Consider the following 18,436-nt stretch of genomic DNA (forward strand, 5'->3'; position numbering starts at 1 on the left):
GAATTATTTCAACATGCCATTTCTTATAAGTGGCAATCTAACCCACTATCATTTATTGAATTTTCACAGATTTTGCAGCAATTAATTGTCCTGCTTGGTCAAATGCTTGGAATTCTACATCATTATATAAATTGAATGGCTTAAATTCATTTACATAACGTGTTAATCGATAAATCGACGCGCCTCGACCTTGTAAATCGTATGTGACGCTTCCTCCAGAAGCCGTAAAGGTTACTGAAACAGCCGTTACATTATTACAGTTTTGATTAATACGGGCATTTAATATGACATTGGTACGTGAAATATTAACGCTCGCTTCATTAAATAAAGTGTCTCCTACTGCACAGCTATTATCTACAACTTCTTTATTACATAAAATCGAGTTAATAATCGCTTGGAATGACCCATGTAGATTATAAATCGTTTCAGAGTTAAAGTACGCTCCACCCGTATCCGTTGATAGCGTTCTTAAAAGTGCTTCATTAATTGTATTATATTTTCCAATAGCTACTGTGTACACTTTCACATTTTTATCTTTTGCTAATTTTGTGATGGTTGCAATTTTAGATTTTGATGTTTTGCCATCCGTCACAAGGACAAGTGCCTTTGTCGTTTGCTGATTAGGTGTGAATTTATCGAGTGCTACTTTAACCGCATCTGCAATATTTGTTGCATTGCCATCATTTTTATACTCTAGCAAGCTAGGAATACTTGCCACTTCATTTGCTGCACCACTTTTTTCAAAATGGGGTTTATTGTTAAAGTGATACACATGATTCGTACCTTGCCCTATTTGTTTAATTACTTGCTTTACTTTTTTAGCTGTGTCGTTATTTGGATCGTTTTTGCGAACAGAACCAGAGTGATCGACAACAAAAGCTACTTCCGCTTTACCGTTACAAGTATTTTTCTCAAACTTAGGATTTGCAAAAATTGTTTTCGTTACTATTTTATTATCCAATCCTTGTAATGCTTTTGCATAACGTGGGTCTTTGTCGATAAGTTTTGCCGTTACAGGTGATTGTCCGTAAACGATATCGTCGAAATACACGACCGCTGAACCGGCATAACCCGTTCCCGAATTATAGTCTTTTGTATTCGTATCAAATGAAACCGTTCTTGAGGTACCATTAAATGTTACCTCAACTGTGCCGCGATAATCCGTTATTACGACACCACTTGGCGCTACGACATTCACAATGACCTTCGTATAACGTTCCGTACCTTCAGGACGTTGCTCAAGCTCTTGTCCTTTTTTCAAAACTTCAATTTTCGACATTGCCCCTTCAAGCTTACCAATCGCTTGGGCAAATCCTTTTTGTAAAATGTTTTTATCAATTTGACCAAGCGTGTCATATAACGCTTTAATTGCAAGTACACTGTCTTCATGCGCTAACGTAATATCATCTGCTTTTGGTAAAAAGTTGATTAAATAAATGATCGCTGCATGCAATGTCGATTCAAACTGTGCTGTATGTTCTTCACTCATCACACCTTGCAAATCGTACGTAGCTCGCCCCTCTTTATTTAACGTATACATGACTTTCGCTGAACCAACTCCGCCCCAGGCATTTGGATCCTTTTCATTGCCGTAAATCATATAATCTAAAATTTGTTCAAACAGCCAAACAGAAATAATTTGACCTTCTAATTTTAATTCTGCATTACCATACTGAATCTCTTTAGAAGTAATTTCACCTTGTGTTGGTTGACCTGTCGTTGGATGCGTATATGCTTCGTGCTTAGAACCTGTCAATAATTTTAAATCTTCATCATAATCTGTAACCGTGATCACACCATTTACTGTAAATGATACCGTTTTACCGTCAATAACTCCCTCTGGTAAAGCAGGTAATGGCTTAATGCCTGGGTCGACATCTCCGCCTGTCCAGTCTGGCTGATCTGGATCATATACTTCATACGAAATTCGTAATTCTGCTTCTGGCACATAGCGAACAGATGCTTCAATTACTTGGTTTTTATACGTATAAAATCTTGGATCATCATTGTTTACTAACTCAAATCGAATTTTATCGACAACTGATTTTGTCACTGCTGGTGCCGTCACAAATACATTGAGCTCAGGTCCATCCGTATAAACAACTTGCGCTTTCCCGCTTGTGCTCGAGTTTGTTGCAGAGAATGAAGCACCTGCTTCAGACGTGACCTTAAATGCTAATGATTCCTCGTACGGGATTGGATTCCCGTAGCTATCTTTTAATTGGATTGTAATTAATGTTGAATCCACACCATTTGCAATCAATTTTTCAGACGCTACATTAATGCTTTCCACTGCTTTATAAACACTTGGACGGTTTACTTTATCATCGGTATTTTCTCCTGGCTTCGGCTCTAATTGAACAGAACCATCTGAGTTTTCGATAAAGTTCGCCGGTAACGTAATTTTATGATTATCCTTACCTGATGCTTTACTTGTTAATCCTTCAAATGCGATTTTCCCTTGTTTTTTCATGCGAGCTATAAATGCCTTTATATCATTACGGTTCAGGTTGCTCGTTGACTTGTAATCTTCAAACGTACGCTTACCAGTAACCCCAGTCGTAATTTCACTCATGTACATATATTGAACTGCTTGTATTTCCGATAAATCTAGACCATTCATCGCCGCATAAATTTTCGCAAAATGACCTCTTGAAATATTCGCATTTTGTTTTGACGCATTACCTACCCCATATAGTGGAATATTTAATTCGCCATAATGCGCGTAAAGCATCCCTTTATCGTAGCCTTTAAATGGATAATTCCCATCTAATTCAGCCATCATTTTTAGCATTTCCCATTCCGCTAATGATGCGTCATTCGTTGCCGCATCTGCTTCTCTTGGATTTAAAGGCAACACACCAGAAAATACGATCAAACAAGATAAAAATACCGCTATTAGCTTCTTAAAATTGGTCATAAGAGCTCACTCCTTATTCAAAGAACAAAATATCATCGCGATAATTTTGCTTTAAGTCATTTTCTAAGTATTTTAAATATCGTTCAATGATTGATGAGGCTTCTGCACGTGTTAAATTGCCTTTCGGATTGAATTTTCCGTCACTGCCTTTCATCAATCCTAGCTCTGATGCTACATAAACAGAATCTCGTGCATAGTCTGATATTTTATTATCATCCGTATACGACGTTGTATAACCTGGATCTGGCGCTTTCCCTTCAAGACCGAGTGCACGAACTAAAATTGTCGCTGCTTGTTGGCGTGATAAATAGCCATCTGGTTCAAACGTTGTCGCCGTCATCCCTTGAATAACCCCTTTATTAACAGAAGCTAATAAATAGTTATAGTCTTTTGCCGTGCGTTTTACATCTTTAAAAATGCTTGTAGAAGGCGCTTTTTTCTTTTTCGACGTATCTTCTAATACACGTAAATCAATCGCTTTACCAATTGCAATCGCAAAATCATAGCGTACCATTGGTGTATTTGGCGAGAAGAAATTAGATTGGTCATCTAAAATCCCTAAAGAATATAGTTTTTCAATGCTGCCACGTGCCCAGTGTGCTGAAAGGTCACGGAATTTTGGGATTTTTAACATTTCAACTTTTGGCATATAGTCGATATCTAATGCAACTTTCCCTTTCGTTTTTGGCAGTTCATAAACATATTCTGAAAGTGTATCTGCCGTACTAATTGCTTTGTAAGTACCATTAAAACTTGATAACGACGCCGAACTCTCATCGTATTCCAACTCGCGTGATTTTGTTGTAGATACGCGACTTTCTACTGTACCAATTGAGCCATCTGCGAAAACCATTTCAAAATCTGTAATTTGAGTTTCTGTCGCTCCCCAGAAGTTTTCATACCCTACATGACGACTATCCGCATTCACGGTAATTTCATTTACTGTTTCATTGCGTCCGCTACCGCCACTATATGTGTATGTTTTTCTCGCAATCGCATTACCTGTATAATAATCGGATGCTGGTCGCTTATCTGTCACAGCACTTTTCGATAATTGATAATCTACTAACGTATATTTATCCTTGCCTACTGTTATTGTTTCAGTAAACTTTGTGACTTCTCCATCTGCTGTACTTTGACCGATTTGATCATAGTTTGTCACATCATATGTATAGACAAAATTACGTGCTAGTTTTTCGCCATTTGGTCCCGCTAATGTAAATTTATACGTTTCCGATAGCTTGCCTTTACTCTCTTTGACTGATACTGTCACGTTTTTATTTGTACCTGTAAATTTAATTGGCTTCCCTGTAATGAACACATATTCTTCATATGTATACTCATTTTTTATACCGCCATTTAAGTCAATCGATTGCGCTGAAGTGTGTACCGGCAAACTAATAATCATACTTAAGAAAACAGTAAATGCTAATAAGAACAGAATATTTTTTTTCATTCCCACAACGATTATCCCTCTTTCCGTGTCATTTCTCGATATGAGACGGCATGTAGGAGTATGATTCCTACATGCCTCACATTTATTCGTTGACCATTACAACATGTGTCACAAGATTTTCGTCCATTAATAATACAACGCGATCAGAAGGTTTTAATTCACTTGCTTTAATCGCTTTACCGTTTTTAATAATGACTACTTTATTTAAGTCTACTTTCGTTTCTCCGAAGTAAGACCATTCTCCGCCACTTACCCACTGACTAACATCTTTCACTGCAATTGAATTTGTACCAATACTATCCACTCGACCCGTTGCCGTAATAACAGAACGCGCCTCATTCTGGATGAAGTGAATCGCTTGGATATGACCATCCTTCACATAGAAATATCCATATTGCCCTTCATATAAGAATAATTCTGTTTCTGGAATAATTTTATATTGCGTATCGCCATCTAATTCTGTAACCGTTGTTGAATTACTGAATGAGAAGATTGACTCCGTATTAAATTTCGTCCAGAAGTTATTTTTAAAGTATTCCATGCCTGAAAGTTCAACTTTGTAAGCATCTAAATCAGCTATGTCTAAACGACCAAAATAAAGCTGATGCGATGATAAGTTTGGTGATGTAAAGCTATCGTTCGTTACATTTACCACATGGGCATATTTATCGCTCGTCGCACCATCTGTAATGACATAGGCTGTCCCATTCGCAGCAAGCGTATCAGGCTCCACTAAGCGACCATTTCGAATTAATATAGAGCCATCATGATAAAATAAACGACCTACTTTAGATAACGCAAAGTAACCATATTTCGAATTTACTTCAGATAATGATTGGTAATATGAACGTTCATTTTTCGCTAATACGACAATTTTTTCAACGACCTCTTTACTAAATTGCTTCGTCGTTACAAAATACATTTCGCTATTTTTATAGTTTTTCAATTGATTTTCTGTGATTTTTTCATTGCCTGCATAAATCGTTGTGTTATTTGAAAAATTAAATGTATTTTTATCCTCTTTTTCATTTTCACCGAATAACCAGTTTGTAAATGGATGTGCATTTTGTACAGTAAATGTATTTTTACTTGAGTTTACTGTATTTAATTTAGCTTTATATAAGTTTTCCACCATAATACCAGAAGTGATAATATCAATTTCTGATACTGTTGACGTATCTGCCGAGGCAAATTTTAGTTTCACACGGTCCCCTTCATAAAGGGCACTTAAATCTACTGTTGACTTGCCTTTAATAATCGTTGTTGTATTTTTCACGTAATACGTTTTCGTTCCTGCACTATCTAATTTTACTGTAATAAATAAGCCATTTGGGTCGATTTTTGTAACAACCCCCGCATTTTGCTTGCTATTTGGAACAATAGCCCCTTCTTCTATCGTTGTTGTCCCACGCATTTCCGTTACTTTACGTAAATTTATTTTTACGGTAACATCCATACCCGCTTTAAAACCATCAATCGTAGTGGATGTTTTATTTATGTACAGTCTTGCATTATTATCGATATTAAATGTAGCTGTTTTTCCAGCGCTATTTTTTAATGTTACTTTACTTAAGGTACGATTCACCGTACCGTCTTTATTTTCTGTTTCATCATATTTCACGTTGACAAATGTGTATGTCGTAGCTGCTTCAGCTTGTTGTCCTATTGGCAGTGCTGCTAAAGCAAAAATAATTGCCATTAAAATTGTTGCCATTTTTTTCAGCAATTGTTCCGCCTCCTTCTTCTTACTTTCTCCTAGCAATTATATCAAAATATAAGACAAAAATGTTTATATGTAATAACTTGGATAGATATCCTGAATAAATTGATTATAAATTACTGTTCGAATACTTTATCCCTTAAACATCCTGACGCGGTAATGCAAAACTTCAATCATTTTAGGTATATACACGTGTTATTCTGCGCGTCACACAAAAGTATCAATTATTCACTTTATTTTACCGAAATCCAGCCAAAGCGGCACATAAAATTCATGTGCCGTTTTTTTTAGACCGAAACATCAATCGAATGACCTGATGTTGGGTGTGGTGCATCTAGAATTTCTACAACTTGTTCTGCACTTTGTTGTTGAAATTCCATCGCTTGTTTTGTAACAGCCAATGAAACATTTTGCATTAATTGCGCTTGATTCATCGACATTGCTAAAGCGGCAATATCCATATGTAGCACCTCCTAAAATGTTTATCGGCTAATGACGCACGACATCAAGGTTTTAAATGTATTTCATCAAAATTAATTTCAAAAAAACATCCTCTTGGATATACCAAAAGGATGTTTTTTAAATATAGCGGATATTGTGGCTTTCCCTATTACATACGTGATTCAATTTCAGCCCATGCTTCATCGAAACCTAGCCCTTTTTCTGAAGAAAACACGATTAAAGGATCTTGTTTATCCATTTGTAACTTTTCGCGCACGATTTTTTTATGCTTATCCCATTTGCCTTTTGGAATTTTATCGGCTTTTGTTGAAATAACGATAACAGGAATATTATAGTGTTTTAAAAAATCATACATCATGCAGTCGTCTGATGTTGGTGAATGACGTAAATCTACAATTAACACGACCGCTTTTAGTTCCTGGCGTCCCATGAAGTATTGTTCAATCATTTTCCCCCATGCCGCGCGCTCTGATTTTGAAACTTTTGCATAACCGTACCCTGGTACATCCACGAAGAAAAACTGATCTTCAATTTTATAGAAGTTCAATTGTTGTGTTTTTCCTGGCTTTGACGAAATTCGTGCCAGTGCTTTACGACCAATCATACGATTTATGAAAGAGGATTTCCCGACATTCGAGCGACCCGCTAAGGCAAACTCTGGAAAACCGTCTTCTGGAAATTGTTCTGGTCGTACAAAACTACCGACCATTTCAACATTATGGACTTTCATTACTACTTAAAACCTCCGTCTAGTGCAATGGCCAGAACTTCTTCTGCCTGTGACACTAGTTTAAATGTGAGCTGCTCACGAACTGTTTCTGGAATATCATCAATATCGCGCTCATTATCTTTTGGAATAATGATTGTCGTTAATCCTGCTCGGTGTGCACTTAATGATTTTTCTTTTAAGCCACCGATTGGTAATACGCGACCACGAAGCGTAATTTCGCCTGTCATACCGACTTCACGTTTAATCGCTTTTCCAGTAATTGCTGACACAATCGCAGTAGCCATCGTAATTCCTGCTGATGGACCATCTTTTGGAACAGCGCCTTCTGGAACATGGACGTGAATATCATGTTGGTCGAAATAATCCGCATCCAAACCTAACTGATGCGTCAACGTTCGTACAAATGTTAATGCGATATGAGCGGATTCCTTCATCACATCGCCGAGCTTCCCTGTTAATTGAAGTTTCCCTTTACCTGGTGTTAATGAAACTTCAATTTGCAACGTATCACCACCGACCGTTGTATATGCTAAGCCAGTTGCGACACCTACTTGGTCTTCTGTTTCTGCTTGCCCATATCGGTAGCGATGTTTCCCTAGCATATCTACTAAAACTTTCGAGCTGACCGTTACTTTTTTCTTTTCACCAGAAACAATGATTTTTGCAGCTTTACGACAAACTGTTGCTACTTGTCGCTCTAAACCACGCACACCTGCTTCACGTGTATAGTAACGAATTAAATCTAGAATAGCTTCATCTTTAATTAAAAGCTGTGCCTTTTTTAATCCGTGTTCTTTCATTTGCTTTGGAATGAGATGATTTTTTGTAATTTCATTTTTCTCGAATTCCGTATATCCTGCAATCGTAATGACTTCCATACGATCTAATAATGGACCTGGAATCGTACTTAAATCATTCGCAGTTGCAATAAATAGTACATCTTGTAAATTGTATGGCTCTTCAATATAATGATCGCTGAATGTATTATTTTGCTCAGGATCAAGCACTTCTAGCATTGCAGCAGAAGGGTCTCCACGGAAGTCATTTGACATTTTATCAATTTCATCCAGTAAAAATACTGGGTTGACTGTCCCGGCTTTTTTCATCCCTTGAATAATACGTCCTGGCATCGCGCCAACATACGTACGGCGGTGTCCGCGAATTTCAGATTCATCTCGAACGCCACCAAGTGATACACGCACAAATTTGCGATCTAAACTTTCTGCAATCGAACGCGCTAAACTCGTTTTCCCTACGCCTGGAGGTCCTGCTAAACAAAGAATCGGACCGCGTAATGAGTTCATTAACTTACGCACTGAAAGATACTCTAACACACGTTCTTTCACTTTTTCCAAGCCGTCATGATCGCGATTTAAAATTTCCTCTGCATAGGAAATATCAATACGATCTTCCGTTTTTTCATTCCAAGGAATCGTTACAAGCCACTCTAGGTAATTTCGAATAACTCCGCTCTCTGCACTAGCAGCTGGTAATTTTTCATAGCGGTCTAATTCTTTCAAAGCTACTTCTAACGTTGATTCAGGCAATCCCGCTTGATCAATTTTCTTACGGAGTTCTGAAACTTCACCCGTTTTTCCATCACGATCGCCAAGCTCTGTTTGAATTGCTTTCATTTGCTCACGTAAATAATATTCCTTTTGCGTGCGCTCCATTGCTTGTTTTACTTTCGTGCCAATTTTCTTCTCTAAGTTTAAAATTTCTTGCTCATCATGCAAACGAATAATTAAATGATCTAATCGTTTCTTTATCGATGTAATCGCTAAAATTTCTTGCTTTTCTAAAACTTTAATCGGTAAATGTGAAGCAATGACATCTGCTAATCGTCCTGGCTCTTCAATATCCAATACCATTTCAATTGTTTCAGTCGTAATTTTATTCGAAGATTTTGCGTATTTCTCAAAATAAGTTAAAAGTGTACGCATTAATGCTTCTGTTTCAGAGTCTTTGTATGTATCATCTACATACACTTCTAAATCAACAACTGTAAAATTTTCAGACTCCTTGTAACGGAGCATTTTCGCACGGTTTACACCTTCAACCAAAATACGTAGCGTTCCATTTGGTAATTTTAGCATTTGTTTTACACGCGCAGTCGTTCCCACATCAAATAAATCAGCTTTTGCTGGTGATTCGACGCGTAAATCTTTTTGAGTCGTTAAAAAGATGGTGCTGTCATTTAACATCGCATGTTCTAAAGCAGCAACCGATCGTTCTCTTCCTACATCGATATGTAAAACCATTGATGGGAAGACGAGTAAACCTCTTAAAGGTAAAATTGGCATATCTTTTAATATTTTATTCACGCGGGTATTCACCTCCATCCAAATCATAAAAACAACCCGCAGTTATAGTAGTATGTGTTACCTTTTAAAAATTTTACATACAATTAATTATGTATATACACTTTTATTAGTACGACATATTTTGCAGTAAAAGTACGCTTATTCGCTAAGAAAAAGCTGACTTTGGACTTGCTTAAGAAGTCAAAGTCAGCTACATGTTTGTTTCTAAATCAATTATGCTGAAGTTTTTTCGTTACCCGTATCTTTCACATAAACAGAGCCATCTTCTAAAATAAGTTTTGGTTCTGCTTTATCGCGAATTGTTTCAGCAGTAATGATACATTTTTTAATATCATCACGTGATGGTAACTCAAACATTGCGTCTAACATTGTTACTTCGATAATCGAACGTAATCCACGAGCACCCGTCTTTCGTTCAATCGCCAACTTCGCAATTTCAACAAGCGCATCATCTTCAAACTCTAACTCAACATTATCAAGCTCAAGCATTTTTTGATATTGCTTCGCTAGTGCATTTTTTGGCTCTGTTAAAATTTGTACAAGAGCATCTACATTTAATTGCTCTAATGTTGCAAGTACTGGTAATCGACCAATAAATTCTGGAATTAATCCAAATTTCAATAGATCTTCCGGAATAAGATGAGACATTAATGTGCCTTCTTCTTCCCCAACCTTTGGATTTGAACCAAAACCAATCACTTTTTCACCTTGGCGGCGTTTAATGATTGTTTCGATGCCATCAAATGCTCCACCTACGATAAATAAGATGTTTGATGTATCGATTTGTAAAAATTCTTGGTGTGGGTGCTTACGTCCACCTTGTGGGGGAACACTCGCAACTGTACCTTCTAGAATTTTTAATAATGCTTGTTGAACACCTTCACCAGATACGTCACGCGTAATCGAAGGATTTTCTGATTTACGAGCGACTTTATCAATCTCGTCAATATAAATAATCCCTTTTTCAGCTCGTTCTATATCATAGTCAGCTGCTTGAATCAGTTTTAATAAAATATTTTCAACGTCCTCACCAACATAACCCGCTTCTGTAAGACTTGTTGCATCTGCAATCGCAAATGGAACATTTAAAATACGCGCTAATGTTTGTGCAAGTAATGTTTTACCACTACCTGTTGGACCGATTAAAACAATATTTGATTTCGATAATTCAACATCATCGATTTTAGAATTTGAATTAATACGTTTGTAGTGATTGTATACCGCGACAGCTAATGCTTTTTTCGCACGCTCTTGTCCAATCACATAGTCGCCTAAAATATTTAATATTTCTTTAGGTTTCGGGATATCTTTAAATTCGATTTCTTCTTCAATACCTAACTCTTCTACGACAATCTCTGAACATAATTCGATACATTCGTCACAAATATAAACACCTGGTCCTGCAACCAATTTACGAACTTGTTCTTGTGGCTTACCACAAAAAGAGCATTTTAAATTGCCTTTTTCATCATTAAATTTAAACAATTTGGTTCACCCCTATTCAAGCAACAATCTTACAAGATTCTTTTACTTTTATCAAATAAATTGACTGCAACTTGTTGCTTTTATTGTATTAAAATTGATTATGTATTAGAAAAACTTCTCTTGCAACAATTAACACAAAATAATGTTTTTTCTTAATTTGTCAAAAGATGTTTATGTGATAAAACAAGGCACGGGAAAGCCCGTACCTTGTCAAAATTGTCTATCTGTTATCTATGGGGCAATTACTTAGTTAGAGATTTTAGCGTTTTCAACTAAAAGCTCAACTGTTTTTTGAGTACGGATGTCGTTCTCTAAAACTGAAGTGCCGCCTAAAGCAGTTAAAATTTGTTCGTTTGTCATACCGAATTGAGCAGCCATTTTTTCAACTTCAGCGTTGATATCTTCTTCAGAAACTGCGATGTTTTCAGCTTGACCGATTGCTTCTAATACTAAAGAAACACGTACGCGGCCTTCTGCATCAGTAGCCATTTGCTCACGTAAAGCTTGCTCGTTTTGACCTGAGAATTGGTAGTATAATTCAAGGTTCATACCTTGTGATTGTAAACGTTGACCAAATTCTTGAATCATGCGGTCTACTTCTGTGTTAATCATCCCTTGTGGAACGTCAACTTCTGCGTTTTCAGCAGCTTTTTCTACTAATTCGTCACGTAAAGAACCTTCTGCTTCCGCTTCTTTTTGAGCAGCAGTTGTTTCTTTAAGTTTTGCACGTAAAGCATCAACCGTCTCAACTTCTGGGTCGATTTCTTTTGCAAATGCGTCGTTTAACTCAGGAAGTACTTTAGTTTTTACTTCTTTAATCGTTACTACGAATTTCGCTTCTTTACCTGCTAACTCTTCAGCATGGTATTCTGCTGGGAAAGTAACCATAACATCTTTCTTTTCGCCAGATTTAGCGCCTACTAATTGCTCTTCAAATCCAGGAATGAAAGAACCTGAACCGATTTCAAGTGCGTAATCATCGCCTTTACCGCCTTCGAATGCTTCTTCACCTACGAAACCTTCAAAGTCGATTACAGCTGTATCGCCATCAACGATCGCTTCATCTTCTTTAATTTCTAATTCTGCTTTTTTAGCTAATTGCTCTGTAATTTGTGCTTCTACTTCTTCATCTGTTACTTCAGTTGAAAGTTTTGTAACTTCTAAGCCTTTGTATTCGCCTAATTTTGGTTCTGGTTTCACGATTACTGTTGCAGTGTAAGTGAAGTCTGTACCTTTAGCGAAGTTTTCAGTACCCGCGATTTCAGGGAAATCAACTGGCTCAACACCTGACTCATCTAAAGCTGTTGGGTATGAAGAGTTAATTACGATTTCTAATGCATCTTGGTATAATGCTTCTACACCGTACATTTTTTCGAACATCGGACGAGGCATTTTCCCTTTACGGAAACCTGGTACGTTAATTTGTTTTACAACTTTTTTGAATGCGCTATCGATTGCTTTATCTACTTCTACAGCAGCTACAGTAACTGTTAATAATCCTTGGTTACCTTCTTGTTTTTCCCATTTTACTGACATATATATTACCTCCAAAGTTAACTTTTGTTTGTTAAACAAACTCGTCATTTATATAATTTGACAACCATTTTAGTATATCATATATGCTCAATGTTTCAACTTTTTTCATATGTCAGTTAAATTCATTAATGTATCTAACCCTTGTATAAAGTCGATCAGTTCATCATCCATTTCTGGAATTTCCCCGAACATTGTCTTCACAAAATTAATATAGCTATTCGCTACGTCTTCACTATCGTAATCGAGCCATTCAAATGGATACGTAACTATCGCGTGCTTAGCAATTAGTGATTCTACTAATTCTAGCGTAGAGGGCTCCTGCTCCAAGCGGTTCAACACATGTTGGTATACTTTTTGAAATTGTGGCATCTTCGTCGGTAATTCCAATTGCGCTGGGTTGACGTTTTCTGTCCGATTCAATTTAGAAATGGTAAGTGGTTCACTGACATCTTGTTCAACTAATACAATTAAAAGCAAACTTTGAATAAATGGATGCACACCCTCATGCTCAACAATCCATTTTAATTCCGCAAGCATTGGTCGAATATTTTTCCCTTCTAGCTCATGGACGATGACTAATTGTTCTTGAAGAGACTTTTGTATAAAAGCTGTCCCGTCTAACTCAAACATTTCATCAAATGAATTTCCTTCAACTGGCTGTTCCGGTTGGGCATTTTGATTTCCTGCAATGTCTGCATTCAGCTTTTGTAATCGATGAAATTTTTCAACTTGGTCTAATGGAATAATATCCTCCTCAAATAAAGAAGCGATAATTTTTTCCACTTGTTTATATTGTTTAAGCTGCATGCAAATCGTCAAATACAGCTCCATTACTTCAAAATACATACTTGGACCAAGTGCCAATAACTCTTCGCATACTTCTTTTGCCTTCTCGAAATTTTTCGTTTCATATAAAGAATACGCATAAACACTTAAGGAGGTTTCATCACCCGGTGTTATCTTAAACACCTTGTCAAACAATTCATTCGCCTTTACAAAGTGATAATTTCCAGCAAGTTCACGCGCTTCATCTAATAGGCGTTCCGTAGTGCCTGGGAAAAGAACGACATTTCCATGCTTTTTAATATTCTTCTTATTTTTCATGCGCTTCACTCCATCACTGCTAAGTCAATGTAATTTCATATCTTATCCACTGCATTTATTTTACATGTGTATCGCGAGAACAACAATACGTTCACAAATTTTACTCTTCTTTCAATTCACGGCATCTTAAAATTGGCTATACTAAATTCATATAGTTCAATAAAAGGCTTTAATAAATAGGGAAAACTTTCTTCTATTATTCCCTTAGTTTTATGTTTTAATGCGTATTTTTATAATAGATTAATTTTTATTTATCGAAGGAGTGATTTAAATGGTTGTCTTGTCGGAAGATATATTATTAAAATTTAAAGCCCATTTTGAAAAATCATTGCAAAATTTACCGATTAGTGTTGTTAGTAGAAGCACCGCTATTGTGAATGATGCAGAATATCCAGTAAAATTTGATTTTGTTACTGAAACAACGGTTGATTATAAAAAGCAAGTTGTCACGACACATCTTATTGAAATTGATGGAACCATTCCTGGAACAATCAAAATCGGGAAGCTGCAAATTATTCCACAGCATATTCATTTAACATGTGAATCCGAAATTTTATCAATTACTAACAAAGAGCTCAAGACATTATTAGGAGCTGAAAACCCGTTACTTCTATATAGTGATTGGCTAATTGAAGCAATTGAAAATGAAATATTAGTGTTAGAAGTAAAAACAGAAAATGGTCAAGTTGTCGATTGGCCAATCGGTATTAAAAATGCTTTTTTCTTATAATATTTCATGCATAAATCATCCTGTTGGCTTAGCCCAATACGATGATTTTTTTATTTTGAAAAGATAAAATGCACCTTAATACTATCTAAATATAGCGATTCATTTGCATTCCTTTTTACGTAAGGTATACTAATCGCTATGCATTATTGCGAATTTAAAAGCAGACACGAAGCTTTTTAACTTGATTCAGCAGAAGTCGCCTACTTCTATAGGTGGGGACGAATGCTAAAAATGCAATTCTATTTAGTGAGGGTTCAAACCCCGGCTGAATTGGGGAACAAAGGCTAAAACCCGTCACGTCCTGTGACAACGCCTTTGTGATCAACATCGTGTTGACCCAAGCCCCAGCGGATGTCACAGATTTTTTAGGGGTGTTTTTCGAGTTAGCTCGAAAAAATCTGGACGCAATTACGCCGAGGCGTAATTGATTATGAAAGAAGGAATAAGAAATGAAATACGGTTTTATCGGTTTGGGGAATATGGCCTCAGCAATTATTAAAGGAATGGTCGCAAGTGGTAAATTTGAAGCATCGTCCATTTATGGAATTAACCGCTCACAAAAAAAGACAGATACACTTGTACAAATGTATGGTATACAAGCCGCGTCATCTATTGAAGAACTGATACACAATGTAGATGTCATCGTCATTGCCGTCAAACCTCAAATGTTTCCCGACGTACTGCCAACAATTAAACAACATTTAACGGACAATCATCTTGTCATTTCTATAGCAGCAGGAAAATCACTTGATTATTTACAGGAAAGTTTCTTGCCAACAACGCCCGTTTTCCGCGTTATGCCGAACATCAATGCAACAATTGGTGCCTCTACAAGCTGTTACTCAACACACTCAACTAATGTCGAACAAAAAAATTTAGTTGAGCAATTATTTTCGACTGTCGGAACAATCGTAGAATTACCAGAAAATCTATTTTCCATTTTTACATCAATCGGTTGCTCTTCTCCAGCATTCACGTACTTATATATCGATTCCCTTGCACGCGCTGCAGTTCGTGAAGGTATGCCAAAACAAATGGCGCTTGAAATTGCCGCAAGTTCTGTATTAGGAAGTGCACAAATGGTGTTACAATCCGAAGCACATCCATGGGCACTTATTGATCAAGTATGTTCCCCTGGTGGTACAACAATTCAAGGTGTGACATCACTTCAAGTAAACCATTTTGAAAGCACAATTTATGATGCCGTAGATGCCGTTACAAATAAAGACGCACTCTTGCAAAAGGAACGCGTGAAGTAAAGCAACGAAAATTAAAGCGAATAAATCCCGACTATCTGGGAAATCCCCTATATAAAAACATGCAAAAGCTCATTTTTGCATGTTTTTTCTTTTTTTAAAACAAAAAAACCTCTCAATATTATTTTAATAAAAACACAATTGCTAACTGCCCTACTATTCTATATAATCAATCTTGTTTCGGATTGAAACAAATAAAATAATTTGAGATTTGGAGCGTGACAAGGAATTGGGTAAAGCATTGATTATTGGTGCTGGCGGAGTAGCTAGCGTAGTCGTACACAAATGTGTACAAAATTCTGAGGTATTCGAGGAGATTATGATCGCAAGTCGAACAAAATCTAAATGCGATGCTTTGAAGGAAAAATTAGACGGCGGTAAAACGATTATCCATACTGCACAGGTGGATGCGGACAATACGGACGAACTAATTGAACTAATCAATGGATTTAAACCAGATGTGGTAATTAACGTAGCTTTACCATATCAAGACTTAACAATTATGGATGCATGTTTAGCAACAAAGACGCATTATATCGATACGGCGAACTATGAGCCACTTGATACTGCGAAATTCGAATATAAATGGCAATGGGCATACAAGGAGCGTTTTGAAGAAGCAGGCATTACTGCACTTCTAGGTTCTGGTTTCGACCCAGGTGTAACAGGCGTATTCACAGCGCATGCACAAAAGCATCACTTCGATGAAATTCATTACATCGATATCGTGGATGCAAACGGTGGAGACCACGGACTTCCTTTCGCAACAAACTTCAACCCAGAAATTAACATTCGTGAAATTACAGCGAACGGTCGTTTCTGGAAAGAAGGCGAATGGGTTGAAACGAAGCCTTTAGAATATAAAATGGTATACAACTTACCAGAAATCGGCGAAAAAGATTGCTATCTTCTTTACCATGAAGAGTTAGAATCTTTAGCAAAAAACATTAAAGGCCTAAAACAAATCCGTTTTTGGATGACGTTTGGCGAAAAATATTTAACTCACTTAAACGTTCTTGAAAACATTGGCATGACATCGATTGAACCAATTGAGTTCCAAGGTCAAATGATTCAGCCAATCCAATTTTTAAAAGCGGTATTACCGGACCCTGCAACATTAGGGCCACTTACAAAAGGTAAAACAAATATCGGTTGTATCGTAAGAGGATTAAAAGACGGAAAAGAAAAAACTTACTACGTTTACAACATTTGCGATCACCAAGAATGCTACCGCGAAGTAGGTTCTCAAGCGATTTCTTACACAACTGGTGTACCTGCAATGATCGGTGCTATGCTTGTCATGAACGGCGAATGGCAAAAACCAGGCGTTTGGAATGTAGAGGACTTCAATCCAGATCCATTCATGAATGCATTAAACAAGTGGGGCCTTCCATGGCAAGAAACAGAAAATCCTGATTTAGTTGATTTAGATTTCACTTCTGAAGCTAAGGTTAAGGCATAATGAGCAGCGTGAAAAATGAACGCAAGCGACCTATTATGAAAGAAGCACTCGATCAAACAACAGGAATTGATTGGCAAGCTGCCCCTTCCCCTGCATTTGTCGTCGATGAGCGCTTATTAACTCGTAACTTAGAACTGTTAAAGTCCGTGCAAGACCGAACAGGCTGCGATATTTTATTAGCATTAAAAGGATTTTCCATGTGGTCAACGTTTCCGTTAGCGAAAAACTATCTTGCAGGAATTACTTCATCTTCTTTATTTGAAGCCCGTTTAGGCTATGAAGAATTTGGCAAAGAAGTACACGCTTATGCCCCTGCTTATGCAGAGCATGAAATCGATGAATATTTAACGTATGTTGATCATATTGTGTTCAATTCTTTCGATCAGCTAAATAAATACAAGCAAAAAGTGCAAAATCATGAGAAAAACATTTCAATTGGTTTACGTGTTAATCCTGGTTATTCAGAGGTTGAAACACCACTTTATGACCCTTGCTACATCAATTCACGTCTTGGAATTCCGGTAGAGTCATTTCGTCCGGACGAGCTTGACGGCGTAGAAGGTATTCATTTCCATGCGATGTGTGAGCAAGGCGCGGATGTACTCGAACGCATTCTTGTCCACTTTGAAGAAAAGTATGGTAAGTACTTACATCAAATGAAATGGATTAACTTTGGTGGTGGCCATCATATTACACGTGAAGGCTATGATGTGGAGCTTTTAGTAAGCTTAATTAATCGTATTCAAGAAACGTATAATGTAAAAGTTATTTTAGAACCAGGTGAAGCTATTGCATTAAATACCGGCTATTTTGTGGCGACAGTACTTGATATTGTCCACAATGGCATGGAGCTCGCAATCATTGATTCTTCTGCAACTTGCCATATGCCAGATACGCTCGAAATGCCTTACCGCGCGATGATTATCGGCTCAGGTATGCCAAACGAAAAGCAATATACGTACCGCTTAGGTGGGATGACTTGCCTTGCTGGTGATATTATTGGTGATTATTCATTCGATGAACCATTACAACCTGGTGACAAACTCGTCTTTACGGATATGGCACACTATACGATGGTCAAAACGCATATGTTCAATGGGGTAAACTTACCGAGTATTTGCTCATACAATGACGAGCAAGGAATCAAAGTAATTCGTTCATTCCAATATGAGGATTATCGTAATCGATTGTCATAACTTGATTCCGCCGAGGCGTAATTGATTTAATAAAGGGGGAGATGTTGTTCATTCA

At 37.1% G+C, this 18,436-nt stretch carries 13 protein-coding genes; 4 read left to right on the forward strand and 9 right to left on the reverse strand.

From position 1 onward, the window contains the following. Window positions 1-52: 52 nt before the first annotated feature. The 9 genes from MHI10_RS14855 to MHI10_RS14895 all read right to left on the reverse strand — a co-directional run bounded on the left by MHI10_RS14855 (window position 53) and on the right by MHI10_RS14895 (window position 13,737). Window positions 53-2,920: a VWA domain-containing protein gene (locus tag MHI10_RS14855; RefSeq protein WP_340786723.1), complete on the reverse strand. Its 2,868-nt coding sequence runs from the start codon at window positions 2,918-2,920 to the stop codon at window positions 53-55. Between the two features lie 13 nt (window positions 2,921-2,933). Then, window positions 2,934-4,376: an S-layer homology domain-containing protein gene (locus MHI10_RS14860; RefSeq protein ID WP_340789256.1), complete on the reverse strand. Its 1,443-nt coding sequence runs from the start codon at window positions 4,374-4,376 to the stop codon at window positions 2,934-2,936. An 82-nt stretch (window positions 4,377-4,458) separates the two neighbouring features. Continuing rightward, the gene (locus MHI10_RS14865; RefSeq protein ID WP_340786725.1) at window positions 4,459-6,102 is read right to left on the reverse strand and encodes a phosphate ABC transporter ATPase; all 1,644 of its coding nucleotides are present in this window, start codon (window positions 6,100-6,102) and stop codon (window positions 4,459-4,461) included. Window positions 6,103-6,383: 281 nt separating this feature from the next. Next, a complete protein-coding gene (locus tag MHI10_RS14870) occupies window positions 6,384-6,557 on the reverse strand; it encodes a YjfB family protein (protein ID WP_340786727.1) in 174 nt (57 codons plus the stop codon). Between the two features lie 149 nt (window positions 6,558-6,706). Further along, window positions 6,707-7,288, reverse strand: coding sequence for a ribosome biogenesis GTP-binding protein YihA/YsxC (yihA, locus tag MHI10_RS14875; RefSeq protein ID WP_340786729.1), 582 nt, complete (start codon window positions 7,286-7,288; stop codon window positions 6,707-6,709). 2 nt (window positions 7,289-7,290) lie between these two features. Further along, window positions 7,291-9,630: an endopeptidase La gene (gene lon, locus MHI10_RS14880; protein ID WP_340789257.1), complete on the reverse strand. Its 2,340-nt coding sequence runs from the start codon at window positions 9,628-9,630 to the stop codon at window positions 7,291-7,293. A 195-nt stretch (window positions 9,631-9,825) separates the two neighbouring features. After that, entirely contained in the window at window positions 9,826-11,097 is a 1,272-nt protein-coding gene (gene clpX, locus MHI10_RS14885) for an ATP-dependent protease ATP-binding subunit ClpX (RefSeq protein ID WP_340786731.1), read from the reverse strand. A gap of 246 nt (window positions 11,098-11,343) precedes the next feature. Then, window positions 11,344-12,633 (reverse strand): trigger factor, encoded by a 1,290-nt coding sequence (gene tig, locus MHI10_RS14890; protein ID WP_340786732.1) that lies wholly within the window; start codon window positions 12,631-12,633, stop codon window positions 11,344-11,346. 105 nt (window positions 12,634-12,738) lie between these two features. After that, on the reverse strand, window positions 12,739-13,737 hold the full coding sequence (locus MHI10_RS14895; protein ID WP_340786733.1) for a tetratricopeptide repeat protein: 999 nt from the start codon (window positions 13,735-13,737) through the stop codon (window positions 12,739-12,741). 271 nt (window positions 13,738-14,008) lie between these two features. Between MHI10_RS14895 and MHI10_RS14900 the strand changes: the two genes are divergently transcribed. The 4 genes from MHI10_RS14900 (at window position 14,009) to nspC (ending at window position 18,381) form a co-directional block, all read left to right on the forward strand. Beyond that, on the forward strand, window positions 14,009-14,467 hold the full coding sequence (locus tag MHI10_RS14900; protein WP_340786735.1) for a hypothetical protein: 459 nt from the start codon (window positions 14,009-14,011) through the stop codon (window positions 14,465-14,467). A 449-nt stretch (window positions 14,468-14,916) separates the two neighbouring features. After that, window positions 14,917-15,726 (forward strand): pyrroline-5-carboxylate reductase, encoded by an 810-nt coding sequence (gene proC, locus MHI10_RS14905; RefSeq protein WP_340786737.1) that lies wholly within the window; start codon window positions 14,917-14,919, stop codon window positions 15,724-15,726. Between the two features lie 226 nt (window positions 15,727-15,952). Next, window positions 15,953-17,185: a saccharopine dehydrogenase family protein gene (locus MHI10_RS14910; protein WP_340786739.1), complete on the forward strand. Its 1,233-nt coding sequence runs from the start codon at window positions 15,953-15,955 to the stop codon at window positions 17,183-17,185. Window positions 17,186-17,220: 35 nt separating this feature from the next. Further along, window positions 17,221-18,381 carry a carboxynorspermidine decarboxylase gene (nspC, locus tag MHI10_RS14915; RefSeq protein WP_340789258.1) on the forward strand — a complete coding sequence of 387 codons (1,161 nt, stop codon included), beginning with the start codon at window positions 17,221-17,223 and terminating at the stop codon, window positions 18,379-18,381. The last annotated feature ends 55 nt before the right edge of the window (window positions 18,382-18,436 follow it).

This window comes from Solibacillus sp. FSL K6-1523 (assembly GCF_038005225.1).
In the GTDB taxonomy this organism is placed as follows: Bacteria; Bacillota; Bacilli; order Bacillales_A; family Planococcaceae; genus Solibacillus.